Origin of the sequence: Sphingobium cyanobacteriorum, from assembly GCF_030580935.1 — a bacterium.
Taxonomy (GTDB): Bacteria; Pseudomonadota; Alphaproteobacteria; order Sphingomonadales; family Sphingomonadaceae; genus Sphingobium; species Sphingobium cyanobacteriorum.
The window spans coordinates 48,263-63,936 of the sequence record NZ_JAUQOM010000002.1; the positions used below are offsets into that span (position 1 = coordinate 48,263).

The 15,674-nt window shown below is 63.8% G+C and carries 16 protein-coding genes; 1 reads left to right on the forward strand and 15 read right to left on the reverse strand.

Features of this window, described 5'->3' with window-relative positions; all coding sequences use genetic code 11:
• Positions 1–8 precede the first annotated feature (8 nt).
• From Q4610_RS05040 to thrS, 13 genes are all read right to left on the reverse strand, one after another.
• A complete protein-coding gene (locus Q4610_RS05040) occupies positions 9–1,124 on the reverse strand; it encodes a DUF47 family protein (RefSeq protein ID WP_304534921.1) in 1,116 nt (371 codons plus the stop codon).
• 76 nt (positions 1,125–1,200) lie between these two features.
• Entirely contained in the window at positions 1,201–3,315 is a 2,115-nt protein-coding gene (locus Q4610_RS05045) for a TonB-dependent receptor (RefSeq protein WP_304534922.1), read from the reverse strand.
• A gap of 114 nt (positions 3,316–3,429) precedes the next feature.
• Positions 3,430–4,347 carry a LysR family transcriptional regulator gene (locus Q4610_RS05050; RefSeq protein ID WP_304534923.1) on the reverse strand — a complete coding sequence of 306 codons (918 nt, stop codon included), beginning with the start codon at positions 4,345–4,347 and terminating at the stop codon, positions 3,430–3,432.
• 152 nt (positions 4,348–4,499) lie between these two features.
• Complete coding sequence (locus Q4610_RS05055) at positions 4,500–5,276, reverse strand: enoyl-CoA hydratase/isomerase family protein (RefSeq protein WP_304534924.1); 777 nt, start codon at positions 5,274–5,276, stop codon at positions 4,500–4,502.
• An 18-nt stretch (positions 5,277–5,294) separates the two neighbouring features.
• On the reverse strand, positions 5,295–6,500 hold the full coding sequence (locus tag Q4610_RS05060) for a cytochrome P450 (RefSeq protein ID WP_304534925.1): 1,206 nt from the start codon (positions 6,498–6,500) through the stop codon (positions 5,295–5,297).
• Complete coding sequence (locus tag Q4610_RS05065; protein WP_304534926.1) at positions 6,497–7,414, reverse strand: NmrA family NAD(P)-binding protein; 918 nt, start codon at positions 7,412–7,414, stop codon at positions 6,497–6,499. The genes Q4610_RS05060 and Q4610_RS05065 overlap by 4 nt, the downstream gene beginning before the upstream one ends.
• Positions 7,415–7,425: 11 nt before the next feature.
• Positions 7,426–8,223, reverse strand: coding sequence for an SDR family NAD(P)-dependent oxidoreductase (locus Q4610_RS05070; RefSeq protein ID WP_304534927.1), 798 nt, complete (start codon positions 8,221–8,223; stop codon positions 7,426–7,428).
• A complete protein-coding gene (locus Q4610_RS05075) occupies positions 8,223–9,143 on the reverse strand; it encodes an SDR family NAD(P)-dependent oxidoreductase (RefSeq protein WP_304535545.1) in 921 nt (306 codons plus the stop codon). The genes Q4610_RS05070 and Q4610_RS05075 overlap by 1 nt, the downstream gene beginning before the upstream one ends.
• Before the next feature lie 145 nt (positions 9,144–9,288).
• Positions 9,289–9,900: a TetR/AcrR family transcriptional regulator gene (locus Q4610_RS05080; RefSeq protein WP_304534928.1), complete on the reverse strand. Its 612-nt coding sequence runs from the start codon at positions 9,898–9,900 to the stop codon at positions 9,289–9,291.
• A gap of 274 nt (positions 9,901–10,174) precedes the next feature.
• The gene (locus Q4610_RS05085) at positions 10,175–10,441 is read right to left on the reverse strand and encodes a 3TM-type holin (RefSeq protein WP_304534929.1); all 267 of its coding nucleotides are present in this window, start codon (positions 10,439–10,441) and stop codon (positions 10,175–10,177) included.
• A 10-nt stretch (positions 10,442–10,451) separates the two neighbouring features.
• Positions 10,452–10,991 carry a glycoside hydrolase family 108 protein gene (locus tag Q4610_RS05090; protein WP_304534930.1) on the reverse strand — a complete coding sequence of 180 codons (540 nt, stop codon included), beginning with the start codon at positions 10,989–10,991 and terminating at the stop codon, positions 10,452–10,454.
• A 275-nt stretch (positions 10,992–11,266) separates the two neighbouring features.
• Positions 11,267–11,800: a translation initiation factor IF-3 gene (infC, locus tag Q4610_RS05095; RefSeq protein ID WP_304534931.1), complete on the reverse strand. Its 534-nt coding sequence runs from the start codon at positions 11,798–11,800 to the stop codon at positions 11,267–11,269.
• 130 nt (positions 11,801–11,930) lie between these two features.
• Positions 11,931–13,913 carry a threonine--tRNA ligase gene (thrS, locus tag Q4610_RS05100; RefSeq protein ID WP_304535546.1) on the reverse strand — a complete coding sequence of 661 codons (1,983 nt, stop codon included), beginning with the start codon at positions 13,911–13,913 and terminating at the stop codon, positions 11,931–11,933.
• A 176-nt stretch (positions 13,914–14,089) separates the two neighbouring features.
• On the opposite strand from thrS, the gene Q4610_RS05105 reads away from it, so the two are divergent.
• On the forward strand, positions 14,090–14,527 hold the full coding sequence (locus Q4610_RS05105; protein WP_304534932.1) for an ExbD/TolR family protein: 438 nt from the start codon (positions 14,090–14,092) through the stop codon (positions 14,525–14,527).
• 21 nt (positions 14,528–14,548) lie between these two features.
• On the opposite strand, the gene Q4610_RS05110 is transcribed toward Q4610_RS05105, so the two are convergent.
• Positions 14,549–14,914, reverse strand: a complete 366-nt coding sequence (locus Q4610_RS05110; protein ID WP_304534933.1) for a DsrE family protein — start codon at positions 14,912–14,914, stop codon at positions 14,549–14,551.
• Positions 14,902–15,669, reverse strand: coding sequence for a HesA/MoeB/ThiF family protein (locus Q4610_RS05115; protein WP_304534934.1), 768 nt, complete (start codon positions 15,667–15,669; stop codon positions 14,902–14,904). Before Q4610_RS05115 ends, Q4610_RS05110 begins: the two co-directional genes overlap by 13 nt.
• Positions 15,670–15,674: the final 5 nt, after the last annotated feature.

Consider the following 15,674-nt stretch of genomic DNA (forward strand, 5'->3'; position numbering starts at 1 on the left):
GGATGGGATCAGGCGTGGTCGATGACCAGGCCGGAAATCTCGTTGGCGACATCCTCGAAACGGTCCGTCACCTTTTCCAGATGGCTGTAAATCTCGTTGCCCACGATGAAGTCCATCGGATTGCCGGCACGCGCCTGGCTGTAGAGCGCCTTGAGACCCGCTTCATGCAACAGGTCGGCATGCCCCTCCAGCGTCACCAGCCGTTCGGTCAGCTCGTGCAGCCGCGCCGCATTGAGGTTGAGCGAGCGCAGCAGCGGCATGGCTTCCACGGTGATGCGGGCGCATTCCACGATCAGCGCGCTCATATCCTGCATCTGCGACGGAAATTCCGTCACCTCGAACAGGGCGATCGCCTTGGCGGTCTGGTTCATCTGGTCGATCGCGTCGTCCATCACGCCGATCAGGCCGGTGATGGCGCTGCGGTCGAACGGAGTGACGAAGATGCGGCGTACATCCTGCAACACGTCGCGGATGATGTCGTCCGCCTCATGTTCCTGATCGGAAATGGTCTTGATATGCCCGGCCATGTCCGGCCCGCCCTTCAGCAGCCTTGCGAGCGCGTCGGCGCCCGCGACAAGGGTGGCGGCATGATCCTCGAACTGTTCGAAGAAGCGCCCCTGCTTGGGCATCAGCGCATGAAACCAGCGCAGCATTCCAGTCCTTTCACGTTGCTTGTCGCGGATCGCCAGCAATAGGCGGATGAACCAGCCCGGATCGACGGGCGGTTCGCGGAAGGCCGCGATGATCGATTGCAGGTCGGGTTCGTCCACCGCCCGTGCCGCTTCGGCGACGGGGAACCAGCGCAATTCCCTCTGCCCCTGTTCGGGCCATTGCGTCAGGTGGCCAGTGACCGCAAGCGGAAAAACCTCGACCTCCGCTGCGCGCGACCCGCCCTTGCGCTTGCGCTTGTCATAACGGTAGCGGCCCAGTGGCGCGGGGCAGGCGATGCCGTGGATGCCCGCTTCCTCATAGGCTTCCAGTTCGGCGGCGCGGTGGCCGGCCAGCCCCTTGATCCGGTTGCCCTTGGGAATCACCCAGCGCCGCGTCTCACGCGATGTGATCAGCAGGATCTGCATCGATCCGTCGGCGGCGGTGGCATAGGGCAGGGCGGCGATCTGACGCATGGATCGCCTGTAACGAAATTGTCATAATTGGCAAGGCCGGCGCGCCGCATCCACAGGCGCGCCGATGTGCGGGGCTTCAGAGTGACAGGCGTGCGGTCAGGCGGATGTCGCGCCCGGCAAGGGGGGCGTAATCCTTCAGGAAACTCGCCGCGCGCCGAGCCTCCACATCGAAGATGTTGTTGGCCGACAGGGTCAGCGTCGTGCGGCCATTATCCTTGAGTGGCTTCCACGACACGGATGCATTGACCAGGGTGAAGGCATCCGTGTCGGTTTCGGTCGCGGCGGTGCGGTTCTGTGCGAAATCATGCTCCACCTCGGCACGCAGGCTCAGGCGATCGCCCTGCGCTTCCAGCCCGCCCAGCAGGCGCATAGGTGGAATGCGCGGCGCGGGGCCGCTGCCGGTGATCGTCGCGCGGACATAGTCGGCGACGCCATCGACATTGATCGCATAGGTGCCGACCTGCGCCAGCTTGACCGTCGCTTCGGCCTCGAACCCCAGATAGCGGGCATCGGCCTGGTTATACTGGTAGCAGGGGAAGTCGAGCGCCACGCCGCCATTGGCCGCCATGCAGACCGAATCGGCCACCAGCGCGTCGTAGATGTAGCCGCTGAACCAGTTGTGATAGGCGGACAGCGACACGCTGTAGCCGTCGCCCTGGCCGCGCAGCGTGCCTTCGATCCCCCAGCTTTTTTCCTTGGCGAAATCGGGATTGCCCAGCTCGAACGCCTGGGTGCCGGCATGATTGCCACGCGCGAACAATTCCTCGGCCGACGGCGCGCGCTCGGTACGGGACAGGTTCAGGCCCAGCCGCCAGCCGGGGACCAGTTCATGGCTGGCGCCGATCGAGCCGGACACGGTATCGAATGTGCGGCTATAGGCGGGGTTGAACAGGGTTTCGTCGGCATCGGCGCGGACATCGGTATGTTCGAACCGCGCGCCGGCCTCGATCCGGGTGGTGCCCAGGTCCAGCGACTGGAGGGTGAAGAGGCCGAACTGGTCGGTCTGGTTGCGGGGCAGGAATTTCTCTTCGCCCACGACATGGAATTTGCGGGTGAAATATTGTGCGCCGATCGCGCCGTCCCATCCGCCGCGCCTGGCCTGCACCAGTTCCAGCCGCGATTCCATCGACTGGTTGTAGAAAGTCGTGCCGACCTCGCCCGTGTCCTCGATTTCCTGATGCTGGTAGTCGGCAAAGCCCGCGCGGAAGCGGATCGATTCCAGCAGGCCGCCATTGACCGGCACTTCCGCGCGCATGTCGACCCGGTCCTGCTTCATGTGCAGCCGCACCTGTTCCGCCTCGGCATCGGGGTCGAGCGCATAGCGGACCGGCACGCCATAGAAATTGTCGGTATGCGCGACCGAAAAGCCAAGGTTGCCGCCATCGGTGATCAGCGCCGCGCCGCCCGCGACCTCCCATGTCTCTGCGGCACTGTTGGGCAGCTTGCCGCGCAGGGTGGACAGGCCGGCAATGTCGGGGTCGCTGCTCGCCGCTGCCTGCGCGCGCAATGCGGGGGTCAATATATAGCCGCCCGTGTCGAGATTGCCGGTCTTGCTGTAGCTGCCGTCGACATGGACGACGAACTTGTCGCCCAGCGGCACTTCGATTTCGCCCGACCCGGTGCGTTCATTCGATGCACTGCCATAGGTGCCGATGGCGTCGATATGGACCGGCTCGTCGGGCACGCGGCGCGGGATGCGGCTGTCGATCACATTGACCACGCCGCCGATCGCCGATGAACCGTAGAGGAGGGCAGCAGGGCCGCGGAGTATTTCGATCCGGTCGGCGGTCAGCGGATTGATTGCGACCGCGTGATCGACCGAGGTGTTGGACACGTCGAAGCTGCCGATGCCGTCGGTCAGGATGCGCACACGCTCGCCCTGGAAGCCGCGCAGGATCGGGCGGGATGCATTGGGGCCAAAAGAGGTGGCCGATACGCCCGGCTGGCGGGCCAGAGTCTCGCCGATGCTGGTGCGCAGTTCGCGGGTCAGTTTCTCGCCGGTGACGACGGTGGTGCCGGATAATATGTCGCCCTGCTTGCGGGGGATGAGGGCGGTGACGATGATGTCAGCGCGCTGCGCATGATAAGGGGAGTCGGCAGTGTCGGTCGCACCATCTTCGGCGAAGGCAGGAACGGCAAGGCACAGCACGGACAGGGCGCAACCTGCGCGCAACATCGGAAAGCGGGACATGAAGATCAACCCTTTGAGTCTGGTCTGATGTGATCCTGTATCCAGGATGATACATCATATCAATACCGGTTGATCGCATTTCCGCTGCGGCGCGTCATTAAATCTTCGTCATGGTCACAGGAACAGGAAATCCGCCAATGCGCCAACGGCGGGCTTGCCCACCGCGCCGGGTGCTACGGCCTGGCGGATTTCGATCGCGGGCAACGGCATGTCGAGCGCCAGCCGCTGGATGCCGCCCATTCGTCCCAGATCGCGCGCCAGCGTGCCGAACGCGGCGAAATAGCCCACGCCGTCGCGCAGGGCGGCGATGATCTCGAACATATTGTCGCTTTCCAGCAGCGCGGGCAAAGTGCGCAACCGTCCCTTGGCAAGCGCGGCATCGACGATTTCGCGCATCCCGTTCTGCGGTTCCATTGTCAGCATCGGCGTTATCGCCAGCGCCTCGCGGCTCACGCTGTCGGTGTGCGCGAGCGGATGGCTGGTGCCGGCATAGAGGTTGAGCGGTTCCGACCAGCCATAGCGGGATTCGATGCCGGCCGGTTCCTCCAGCCCATAGAAATAGGCGATGTCGGCCCGTCCGCTGGCCAGCGCGGCCATGGCCTGCTGCGCGCTGTGGACATGCAGGTCGAGCGTGATGGCGATATCCTCGTTCGCCGCTTCGAAGGCGGCGAGCGCGTCCTGGAAATGGCCGAATATCGGCGCGGGGGCGGCCAGCATGATCGACTGGCGTTCCGGTCCTGCCGGAATCGGGGGCGACGGCGGGGGGGCTGCGCCCGATGCGGCACGCTCCGCACCCGGCCTGTCCTGGCTCAGCAGCGTCATCGCCTGGGCGGTCTTGTGCCCTGCGGGGGTGAGGCGCGCGTCGCCACCCGGATCATCGAACAATGGATAACCCAACCGCATTTCCAGTGCGGCGATGTCATGCAGCACCTGTTCGACCGCGACGCCCAGATCGCGTGCGCAGCGCGCCGCGTCCCCCGCCGCCACCATCCGCGCGAAAATATCCAACTGGCGCAGCGACGGGCTGTTCATGACAACCTGATAGAGGAAAGGGCGGGCGGGGGTAAGGGCGATCTTGTCACCTGTCCCATCCTTTGCCCGCAATCTCCTGTGGACGCACCCTGCCCGCCACGCACCGCTACCGAAACAAACTATTATTGGGTGCCTGGTCGGGCATCATTCGTTCAAGTCTGGTTGCGCTTCTGGGCATCGATCATGTCTTGCACGATGCGACCATGTTCAGGGCCCTGGGTCTGCGCGAACTGGAGGTCCATCTGGGCCTTGAGGACGGTATCCATCATGGCCTTGGAATATATGTTGAACAAGTGTTTGGAGCCTTTGAGCGCACTTCTGGGCTGCCTTGCGATCCGTTCCGCCATGGCCAGCGCCTCGTCGAGCTGCGCACCGGCAGGCACGACCTTGTTGGCAAGGCCGCAGGCAACCGCGTCGGCGGCTGACAGCCGATCGCCGGTAAAGGCAAGCTCCTTGGCCTTGTGCAGCGAGGTCAGAAATGGCCAGGTCACGGAAATGCCATCGCCGATGACCAGCCCCACATTGACGTGCGGCTCGATGATGAAGGCATTCTCGGCCATGATGACGATATCGGACAACGCCAGCAGCGTCGCACCGAAGCCCACGGCTGCGCCGTTCACCGCGGCGATGACCGGAACCGGAATGTCCAGCATGGCGTCGATAAAGTCGCGTCCGTTGTCGATCGTCTCGCGCGCGACCTTCGGATCCGTGGCGGTCGCGACGAAATGCTGGAAATCGCCACCCGCGCTGAAGGCCCTGCCGGCGCCGGTGATGACGACGGCGCTGACGCTTTCATCCTGGGCAAGGGCGCGCGCCACCTGCGTCAGCTTGAACAGCAGGGCCGTCGACGCCGGATTGCGGTCATCCGGGCGGTTGAGGGTCAGGATGCGGACGGCGCCGCGGTCCTCGATCAGCAGGTCATCGGCCATGGAAACTCCCGTCTCGGCTTAGTCCCAGGCGGCAGGAAAATGGCGTACCACCCAGAAGTTGGAAATGTCGTAATGCTGTACCTGGCCGGTGAGGCGGAGCCTTGGCAGGCGCTTGATCAACACTTCAAGGGCGATGCGCGCTTCCATCCGCGCCGTCCATGCACCGGGGCAGAAGTGGGCGCCGCCGCCGAACGAGATATTCTTCATGCCTGCGGCGACAGGCTTGCGATCGAGCCGGAACTCGTCCGGCGCATCGAACAGCGCGGGATCGCGGTTGGCGCTCAGTGTCGAATAGAGAACGCGCGATCCCTTGGGGATCATATTGCCATCGATGTCCACGTCATGGGTGACGCCCCGGAACATGCCGAAGGCCGGAGGGTCGAAGCGCAGTGATTCCTCGATGGCGGCCGTGATCAGCGAATGGTCGGACTGCACCTGCTCCCACAGCATGGGCCGCTCCAGCAGCCGCCACAGCGTATTGAGGATCAACGCCCCGGTCGTGTCGACGCCGCCGATGAAGAAGCCGCGCACGGTCCGGCGCATCTCGTCATCGGTAAGAGGGCGACCATCGATCGTGCTGGTCATCAGCACGGATATCAGATTGTCGTCGAGTATGGTGCCGACATGCGAAGGATCGGGCGTATCGATCCCCGCCTGGGCGAGCGCCGCGCGCCGTCGCGCGAACTCCATGTCAAAGCAGGCGTACATTGCGCCGATGATCCGCGCCTGCTCGGCGGGATCGGCGATCATGGTCGAGAGGAAGGCGTCGGTCCAGGCGCGATACTGGTCGATCTGGTCCGCCGGCAGGCCCAGCGCGAGCGCCGTCACCCGCGCTGGCAGCGGCTTGCCGAACAGCGGCAGCAGATCGCCAGAGCCAAGCGGCAGCAGCGTGTCGACCAGTTCGTTCGCAATCCGCCCGCAATCCGATGACCAGCGCTTCACTCCCTTGGGCGACATATAGGCATTGTAGATGGCGCGAAACGCATTGAATGCGGGCGGATCCTGGTTGAGGGCGTAATGCGGTTCGGTCGGCACGAATTGGTTGCCCTCGGCCTTCGAAAAGGTCGCATGATCCTCCAGCAGCGCGCGGACCTGGCGAAAGCCGCCGACCAGATAATAGCCGGCAGGCTCGACCCGCGCGACATGGCCGCCGTCGCGCAGGGCATTGTGGAATGCGGCCCGGTCAGCGAGTGCTTCGGCCGTGTCTGGATTGACGATCTTCATCTCACCGCAATCTCGAAATCCTCGCTGTGGCGCCTGGCCCAGTCAGCGAAGCGTTCCAGCGGGATGCCAAAGGCATGGGCGCGAGCCAAATCGACCTTATAGCCTTCGATGCTGGCCCATTCCTGGCTGCTGACGAGCCCAGGGTGGTTGCCCGCGCTCACGGCTTCCTCCGTCGTCATGTGGCGCGCCACCACGGCCTTGCCGGTCACTTCAGCGATGATCGCGGCCACGGCATCCATGTCGAGCGCTTCGGCGGCGAGGGTGATGTCCTGGCCATTGAAGCGGTCAGGATCGGCAAAGGCGGCGGCGGCGAACCGGCCCACATCGGATGCGGCGATCAGGTCGAGTCGCGCGCCCTTCGCCATCGCCGTGCCGATGAACCCTTGCGACAGTTGCGGAAACATCCAGGCTGCCTTGGGCGGGATGAAATTTTCCATCATGAACGCGGGCTTGAGCACGGTCCAGTGCGGAAAACCGGCACTGCGGACAAGGTCGTTCACCGCCGACTTGCTGTTCCAATAATCTGGCCACCAGCGCCCTTCGGCCCAGCCGACGAAATGTTCCTGATCACCGGCGCGCGCGACAGAGGTGTGGACGAACATATCGACACCTGCCCGCTTGGCGGCCTCGACCAGGTTACGCCCGGCTCGCACTTCGCTGTCAAGGTCGCCCGGCAACGGGGGCAACTGCATCGAAAAGACACCGTCCACGCCGTGCATGGCGGCATCCAGGCTGGCCAGGTCGTCGAAGTCGCCCCGCGCCAGTTCCACACCACGGGCCGCCAGCGCGCTGGAGGATGCCGACTGCGGATCACGCACCAGAGCGCGGACCGTGAAGCCGTTGGCCAGAAGGGCGTCGACAGTGGCGCCGCCCTGCATGCCGGTCGCGCCGGTGACTAATATGATCTTGCTCAAGGCTATTATCCTTACACTACATATTTGATGGTCTGTCCGCCATCGACTGCGATGGTCTGGCCATTGACGTAACCGCCCGCATCGCTTGCCAGCATGACGATGACGCCGGCGATTTCGTCGGGGGCGCCCATGCGGCCCACCGTCGAGCGCGCCATTTCCTTGGCGAGTTCATCGGGATTGGCGACAAGGCCGGCCGACATGTCGGTGCGCACCAATCCCGGCGACACCGTGTTGGCGCGGATGCCCGCCTCGCCATGTTCAACCGCGATGTTGCGGACATATTGCATCGCCAGCGCCTTGCTCAGCGTATAGCTGTGATAGACGCCCGAACCGAAATGCGCGGCGATGGTGCCGATGTTTACGATGCGTCCCCACTTGCGCGCACCCATGCCCGGCAACAACCGCTGGCTGAGCACATGGAGCGCGCGGAAATTGGCGTCCATGGTCTTTTCCAGTATCGCATCCGACATGTCCGCGCTTGGCCCGACGTGGATGTGCAAGGCGGCGTTGGCGACGAGGATATCGACCGCGCCCAACTGCGCCTCTACGGCCTCGATCGCGGCAAGCAGATCCTCGCGCCGGGTGATGTTGGCCGAAAGCCCCAGCGCGCGCCCGCCGTCGCGGCTGTTGATCAGTTCGGCAACCTCTTGCGCAATCTCCAGCTTGCGGCCGAGGATCGCGACATTCGCGCCATGCTGGGCCAGGCGCTCGCTGATGGCGCGGCCAATGCCGCGACTGCCGCCAGTGACCAGCGCGGTGCGGCCCGACAGGTCGAACAGGGTTCCTGCGAAGCGGTTGTTTTGCACCATTATCTCTTCTCCGGGATTGGCGCGTCCTGGAACATGGCCGCGCTCGATTCCAGTCCGGTGCGCGGGACGGTATAGCCGGTCCGGTCCTCGATCTCGCCGAAATGGTCACGGATATCCTCAATCTGGTGATCGACCTTTTTCCAGCCGCCGGTAAGCCCGGTAAAGACCTCGCTGACATGGCCCAGCCCCGAAGAAAATACCCGGCCGGTCGGCGCGCAGTCCCGGTGGGCGAGATAGCCGACGACCGGGGCCACATATTCCGCCTTGGCATTGTTGGCGAACCAGGCGTTGAAGTGCGCATCTTCGCTGAAGCCGTCGAACAGCCGGGAATGCCCAAGCGGGCAGACCGCATTGATTTTGATCCCGACTTCGGCGCCGTCGATGGCCAGGCAACGCAGCAGTCCGATGACACCACCCTTTGCCGCCCCATAATAGGGATTTGCGCCGATCCCGAAAACGCCTCCGGCAGACGACATCAGGACAATCCGCCCCTCGCCGGACCGAACCAGATACGGCCAGGCTGCGCCCACTAGCAGCCCGACCCCGGACACCATCAGCCGCAACTGGGATTCGAACGGTTCCGGTTCGATGACGCCGGCGGTCGTGCCATATCCGATCGTGCCGGCATTGCAGACCAGGATATCGATTGCGCCAAATGCCGTTGCCGCCTTGTCGGCCAGCGCCCGCACACCGTCCAATGTCGACACGTCGCTTTGGTCGGCGACGGCTTCTCCCCCTTCGGACCGGATGAGCGCCACAACCTCCTCGGCCGGTTGCAGTGACGGGGCTGATCCATCGATCTCCACCCCCAGGTCGTTGACCACCACCTTGGCGCCGCGCCGCGCCAGCAGCAACGCCTGCTCCCGCCCCAGGCCGCGTCCGGCGCCGGTGACGATGGCCACCTTTCCATCAAACCGCATTTCCAAGGCAAGCTCTCCTGTCCATGTGCTGCCGGGATGCTGTCGCCAATGACAATCCGCACAATCCCATACAGTCGTTTGGGTTTGATTAGACCGATTGGTGCGTCAAGGCAAGCGAACGGTCTTGCGTCAGTTGCATTGTCGTTCAGTTCTTTTCCACACTCAGGCCCCTGACAAAAACATCCGTGGCAAAAGCCGAAAATCCGTGCATCGCGTCCGAATGACCCGTGCGATGGAGGATATTCACCGTCCTGAACAGGGCGATGAGCATCCGCATGGCATCGCGTACCGGCGTGCCGGCGGGTATTTCCCCCCGTTCCATCGCATCGGCGAACAAAGTCTCAAAAGTGCTTCTTTGCAGGCGCCATCCTTCGCGCAGCGGTGAAGCCAGCGTGCCGGGGACAAGGCTCCACTGGCTGGCATAGACATCGATGAAGTCGCCCAGAGTCTTGAGGGACGTGATATGGGCGGCGAACAGATGGCCGATTCGTTGCGGGAACGCAGCATGGGCGGCCAGGACGCCTGCCAGATTGCGTTTCAGTTCTTCCTGTCCGACAATGCAGATGGCCAGCAGGGCTTCGTCCTTGGACGGGAAATGATGGTAGAGCGTTCCCTGGTTGAGATTCAGATCGGCAGCAAGATCGCGCATGCTCACGGCGTGATAGCCGCGCCGGGCAAAGGCTGCGGCGATCGAGCAGGTAATCTCCCACTTGCGCGCGGACATGCCCCGTTGAGGGCCAGGGAGTTCAGTTTTCATCGGTTGCCGTAATCTGCCTTGTGCCGCGCGGGGGCAGCCAAAGCCATGCGCTTCGACTGCCGGGATGAACCCGCTTCCCGGCCAGCCTTACAACCTGCGGCTGATCGCTGGCAAATGCGCGAAGAGGGGCGAACGCCTTGTTGCGTCCGGCCTTAGGGCATCGTGCGGAAAAGTGGGAACCGGCTTTCCGCCAGAAGCGATGTGAAAACAAAAGACTGGAGCGCGCGACCTGCATCCGGTTAAACGCGGCGGGCTAGAGGCGGGTGTGATGCAGTCAGCGCTCCACGCCCTTTGCCTTTCCCCAGGCGCGGGCCGCCGTATAGCCAAGATAGCCGGTGCCAAACAGCGCGTAGAGCGGTTCGGGCAGGGCATTCAGATAGGCACGCATCCCCGCGATGATCGCTGCCGCCATCTGCGGCCTGATCCCGGCGATCAGGCCCATTGGCACGGACCAGAGCAGCAGGGCGTACATGACATAGAGAAAGGCGGGCCGGGCGCGCGCGGTCCACAGGTCGGGATTATCCTCATGCTTTTGTGTCATCGGTCACTCCTTAACCCATCCGGTTTGCCAGCCAGCCGTAGAGAAAGGCTTCATTGGCCGGGCGGCTTTCGGCCAGTGCAATATAATGTTCGCCCTGCAGTGCCTGGAGCGCCTGCAACAATATTGCGCCGCCTGCGGGCCCGCGCAGGGCATGAAAGGCGCGCAACGCGGCGAGCGTGCGCGCACCGATGCGGCGATCCAGTTTGAGGTCGGGATAGTCGCGCTGGTTGCGGTTGAGCGCGTTGAGCGCGCGCTGGAGAAAGCCGGTGGCGGTGCCGACGCCCATGTTGACGGCCGTATCGAACAGTTCGGCGGCGATAGTTTCGTTGATCTCCGCCACAAAAGCATAGCCCGGCTGCTCCCAGTAGAGGCGGCGATAGATCGTCTCTGCAAGGCTGCGTGGCAATGCCTGCATCGCCCCGGCATAGCCATTGGCGCGCGCTACCGCCTGGGTGATCCCCATATTGGTCGGCCCGCCACGATCGGCCGGGTGATTGCTGTAGCCGCCTTCCCGCGCGATGACGTTGTCGATCAGGTCGTGAATGTCCATGTCCGCCTCCTTATGGCTGGAAGAGGCGAATCATTTATCCCATATAGTTTGGTGTAGGACAGGGCGAATATGCTGCGGGCGGTCCCTCTGGTCGCGCTGCCGCGATCCATGGGGTTGTCCATCCCTTTTGACTGGCTGCGCCACCCTGGCGCGTTACATGTGAATCAGTGCGGCGTATCCATCCGGGCGAGTGTCAGTCTGGCATAAGCGCAACAGGCGGCGGGCTTCGGATAAGCCCGCCGCCTGTTGAGAGCAGGAGGAAGAAAGATAGCCGTTTATTTCGGCGCGAGGACCATCAGCATCTGGCGGCCTTCCATGCGCGGATAGGCTTCGACCTTGGCAATCTCCGCCACATTTTCCGCCACGCGCTGGAGCAGGTTCATGCCCAGTTGCTGATGACTGAGTTCGCGGCCGCGAAAACGCAGGGTGATCTTCACCTTGTCGCCATCACCGATAAAGTCGTGCACCTTCTTCATCTTCGTATCATAGTCATGATCGTCGATGTTGGGACGCATCTTGATTTCTTTGAGTTCCTGGGTCTTTTGCGTCTTGCGGGCGATATTCGCCTTCTTCTGCGCTTCATATTTGAACTTGCCGATGTCCAGGAACTTGCAGACCGGCGGATCGGCGTTCGGCGAGACTTCCACGAGATCGAGGCCGATCTCATAGGCCTGATCGATCGCCTCCTGCGTAAACATCACACCGAGATTTTCGCCTTCGTCATCGATCACTCGCACCTTGGGCACGTTGATGAATTCGTTATAGCGGGGGCCGGACTTCGGCGGCGGCGCCAGCGGGCGGCGCATCATCGGGGGACGTATAGCAATATCTCCTATGGTCGTTGCAAAAACGAACGGCTCTTAGCGGCTTTTGCACAAAGCCGAAAGGGGTACGTGGCTCCGCAGTTACGGAATCACGCACCCTTGCGGCATTTCTGCCTCACTGCATATCGGGTGCCTGCGCCTCTTTTGCAAGACGTTCGATAACATTGTCGAGCGAAAGCAGGCTTTGCCCCTCCTTGCCCAGTTCGCGCAGAGCGACCGTGCCCTCGTCCGCCTCGCGGCGGCCGACGACCAGCAGGTTGGGCACCTTGGCCAGGCTGTGCTCGCGCACCTTGTAGTTGATCTTCTCGTTGCGGACATCAAGTTCCGCCCGGATGCCGGCCGCGCGCAGCCGCTCGACTGCCGCCTTGGCATAATCGTCGGCATCGGACACGATGGTCGCGACCACCGCCTGCACCGGGGCCAGCCAGAGCGGGAATTTGCCCGCATAATGTTCGATCAATATGCCGATGAAGCGTTCATAGCTGCCGAAGATGGCGCGGTGCAGCATCACCGGCCGGTGGCGCTCGCCATCCTCGCCCACATAGCTGGCGTCGAGTCGGTCGGGCAGCACGCGGTCCGACTGGATCGTGCCGACCTGCCAGGTCCGGCCGATCGCGTCGGTCAGGTGCCATTCCAGCTTGGGCGCGTAGAAGGCGCCTTCGCCGGGCAATTCCTCCCAGCCATATTCCGGCGTGTTGAGGCCGGCGGCGGCAACCGCGTTGCGCAGTTCCTCCTCCGCCTTGTCCCACATTTCCTCAGTGCCGAACCGCTTTTCGGGGCGCAGTGCCAGCTTGATCGAGTAGGTGAAGCCGAAATCCTTGTAGATGCGGTCGGCCAGCGCGCAGAAGGCGCGGACTTCCTCGACAATCTGATCCTCGCGGCAGAAGATATGCGCGTCGTCCTGCGTGAACTGACGCACGCGCATCAGCCCATGCAGCGCGCCATGCGGCTCGTTACGGTGGCAGCAGCCATTTTCGTAGAAGCGCAAGGGCAGGTCGCGATAGCTTTTGATCCCCTGGCGGAAGATCAGGACATGCGCCGGACAGTTCATGGGTTTGAGCGCCATCCAGTCGGCATCGTCCGACACCAGCGGGCCGTCATCGTCCACATTGGGCACTTCGTCGGGGATGACGAACATATTCTCGCGATATTTGCCCCAATGGCCGGATGTTTCCCACTGGCGCGCGTCCATCACCTGCGGCGTCTTGACCTCGCGATAGCCGGCATCGTCGATGGCGCGGCGCATATAGGATTCGAGCTGGCGCCAGATCAGATAGCCCTTGGGATGCCAGAAGACGCTACCATGCGCTTCCTGCTGAAGATGGAACAGGTCCATCTCCGCGCCCAGCTTGCGATGGTCGCGCTTGCCCGCTTCCTCCAGCCGCGTCAGATGTTCGGCCAACTGTTTCTTGTTGAGCCATCCGGTGCCGTAGATGCGGGACAGCATCGCATTCTTCTGGTCGCCGCGCCAATAGGCGCCTGACACGCGCGTCAGTTTGAATGCAGCGGGATCGAGCCGCCCGGTGGAGGCCAGATGCGGCCCCCGGCACATATCGTACCAGCCGTCGCCCGAATGATAGACGGTCAGTTCCTCGCCCGCCGGCAGTTCGGCCGCCCACTGCGCCTTGAACGTCTCACCCGCTGCCTGCCATTGCGCGATCAGCGTGTCGCGGTCGATCACTTCGCGGCGCAACGGCTTGTTGGCGGCGATGATCCTGCGCATCTCCGCTTCGATGACGGGCAGGTCTTCTTCCGTGAAGGGGCGCTCTGCCGGCGCAAAATCATAATAGAAGCCATCGTCGGTCGACGGGCCGAAGGTGATCTGCGTGCCGGGGAACAGCGCCTGCACCGCTTCGGCCAGCACATGGGCGAAGTCATGCCGCGCCAGTTCCAGCGCGTCCGCCTCATCCTTGTTCGTCACCAGTGCGAGCTGTGCATCCTGTTCGAGCGGGCGCGTGATGTCGCGCAATTCGCCATCCACCCGCGCGGCGATCGCCGCCTTGGCCAGGCCCGGCCCGATCGCCGCTGCAATGTCCGCCGGGGTAGTGCCGGGCGCGACTTCGCGCACGGAACCGTCGGGCAGGGTGATCTTGAGCATGGCGGACAAGGGACGGGACTTTCTGTGACTATGGGCATGTCGCGCGGCCGGAAATTGCCGCGCCTTCCCCTTAAATGGGCGGTCGGCGCTGTCAATAGAAGGGCTATTGCCAACTGTGGCCAAGACGCGCATGATCCATGTGTTGTTATATCATATTTCAACAGAGGGAGGAACTTATGGCCTTGCGCTTGGCAACCCCCAATGGCCGCGACGCGGATGTACCGATGGGCGAGATGAACACGACGCCGCTGATCGACGTGATGCTGGTGCTGCTGATCATGTTCATCCTCACCATCCCGATCCAGACCCACAGCGTGGGCATCGACTTGCCCCAGACCCCGGTGACGCCGCAGCAACCGATGCCCGATCCGGTCAAGAACAAGGTCGGCGTCGATGCCGATGGCGTGATTCGCTGGAACGGCGCGGCGGTCGACCGGCTGACGCTGCGCCAATATCTCGCCGCGACGCAGCGGATGCCGGTCGAGCCGGAATTGCAGTTCCAGCCCGATGCCGCCGCCCGCTATCTGGCGGTCGACGAAGTGCTGGCCGACATCAAGCGGTCGGGCGTGACCAAGCTGGGCTTCGTCGGCAACGAGCGATATGGCAACTTCTGATAGCAGGTTGAGGCGCGCGCCTCACAGGGACAGCAGGCGTGCGTCGTCTCCCAGCTTTTGCATCAGGCTGACCGGGCCACCCGTCTCGATCCCGGCGGGCAGGTCGACCGCGCTCAGCCCGACCAGCGCCAGGCCGCTCTGGCAGGCGATCAGGGTGACGCCCAGCGCCCGCGCATCGTCCAGCAGCGTGGCCAGATCGGGCATGCCCGCAGCCCGATGCGCGGCATCGCGCGGCGCGGAGATCGGGGCGCGCAGCAGCGCTACGGCGTCCAGTTGCAGAAAAACGGTTGCATCGCCGCCCAGCGCCGCCTGCGCCGCCGCCAGCACCAGTGCGCCGCGCAGCCGCTCCGCATCGGCCGTCACGACGATGATCGTCAGGGCGCGCATAATTCTATGGCGCAGACCGCGCAGCCGGGGTCTTTCGCCACATCGATCGTGCGGAACCGCATCGAAAGCAGGTCGGCGATCAGCAACCGCCCGGCCATGTCCGTGCCGAAGGGCACCAGCGCGCGGATCACCTCCAGCGCGGCCAGGCTGCCGATCGCGCCGGTCAGCGCGCCGATGACGCCGGTTTCGGCGCAATTGCGTTCCGGTGCATCCTGCGGCGCGCCGACCAGGCAGCGATAGCAGGGCTTGTCGGCTTCCCATCCGCGATAGGTGGACAACTGCCCCTCGAACGGGCCGACCGCTGCCGACACCAGGGGTATGCGCAACCGCTGCGCTGCATCCGCGACGGTCAGGCGGGTGTCGAAATTGTCGCAGCCGTCCAGCACCACATCCGCTTCGCGCAGGATCAGGTCGGCATTGCCCGCGTCGATCCGGGCGTTGATCGGGACCAGCTTCACATCGGGATTGATCCGTGCCACCGCCGCCATCGCGGCTTCCGCCTTGGGCGCGCCGACATCGGCGGTGCCGAACAAGATCTGCCGTTGCAGGTTGGACAGGGCAACGGCGTCATCGTCGATGACCCGGATCGTGCCGATGCCCGCTGCGGCCAGATAGAGGATTGCGGGGCTGCCGATGCCGCCCGCGCCGATCACGGCCACGTCCGCTGACCGCAGCCGCGCCTGCCCCGCGCCGCCGATCTCCTTGAGGACGATATGCCGGGCATAGCGCTCCAGTTGCTCGTCGGTCAGCATCATGGGCG

Excerpts from the sequence above, each read along its gene's own strand:
- Q4610_RS05085 (WP_304534929.1), bottom strand. The coding sequence starts at position 10,441 with ATGACACAAAAGCATGAGGATAATCCCGACCTGTGGACCGCGCGCGCC.
- thrS (WP_304535546.1), bottom strand. The coding sequence starts at position 13,913 with ATGCTCAAGATCACCCTGCCCGACGGTTCCGTGCGCGAAGTCGCGCCC.
- Q4610_RS05055 (WP_304534924.1), bottom strand. The coding sequence starts at position 5,276 with ATGGCCGATGACCTGCTGATCGAGGACCGCGGCGCCGTCCGCATCCTG.
- Q4610_RS05115 (WP_304534934.1), bottom strand. The coding sequence starts at position 15,669 with ATGATGCTGACCGACGAGCAACTGGAGCGCTATGCCCGGCATATCGTC.
- Q4610_RS05050 (WP_304534923.1), bottom strand. The coding sequence starts at position 4,347 with ATGAACAGCCCGTCGCTGCGCCAGTTGGATATTTTCGCGCGGATGGTG.
- Q4610_RS05040 (WP_304534921.1), bottom strand. The coding sequence starts at position 1,124 with ATGCGTCAGATCGCCGCCCTGCCCTATGCCACCGCCGCCGACGGATCG.
- infC (WP_304534931.1), bottom strand. The coding sequence starts at position 11,800 with ATGATGCGCCGCCCGCTGGCGCCGCCGCCGAAGTCCGGCCCCCGCTAT.
- Q4610_RS05090 (WP_304534930.1), bottom strand. The coding sequence starts at position 10,991 with ATGGACATTCACGACCTGATCGACAACGTCATCGCGCGGGAAGGCGGC.
- Q4610_RS05105 (WP_304534932.1), top strand. The coding sequence starts at position 14,090 with ATGGCCTTGCGCTTGGCAACCCCCAATGGCCGCGACGCGGATGTACCG.
- Q4610_RS05080 (WP_304534928.1), bottom strand. The coding sequence starts at position 9,900 with ATGAAAACTGAACTCCCTGGCCCTCAACGGGGCATGTCCGCGCGCAAG.
- Q4610_RS05070 (WP_304534927.1), bottom strand. The coding sequence starts at position 8,223 with ATGGTGCAAAACAACCGCTTCGCAGGAACCCTGTTCGACCTGTCGGGC.
- Q4610_RS05045 (WP_304534922.1), bottom strand. The coding sequence starts at position 3,315 with ATGTCCCGCTTTCCGATGTTGCGCGCAGGTTGCGCCCTGTCCGTGCTG.
- Q4610_RS05075 (WP_304535545.1), bottom strand. The coding sequence starts at position 9,143 with ATGCGGTTTGATGGAAAGGTGGCCATCGTCACCGGCGCCGGACGCGGC.
- Q4610_RS05110 (WP_304534933.1), bottom strand. The coding sequence starts at position 14,914 with ATGCGCGCCCTGACGATCATCGTCGTGACGGCCGATGCGGAGCGGCTG.
- Q4610_RS05060 (WP_304534925.1), bottom strand. The coding sequence starts at position 6,500 with ATGAAGATCGTCAATCCAGACACGGCCGAAGCACTCGCTGACCGGGCC.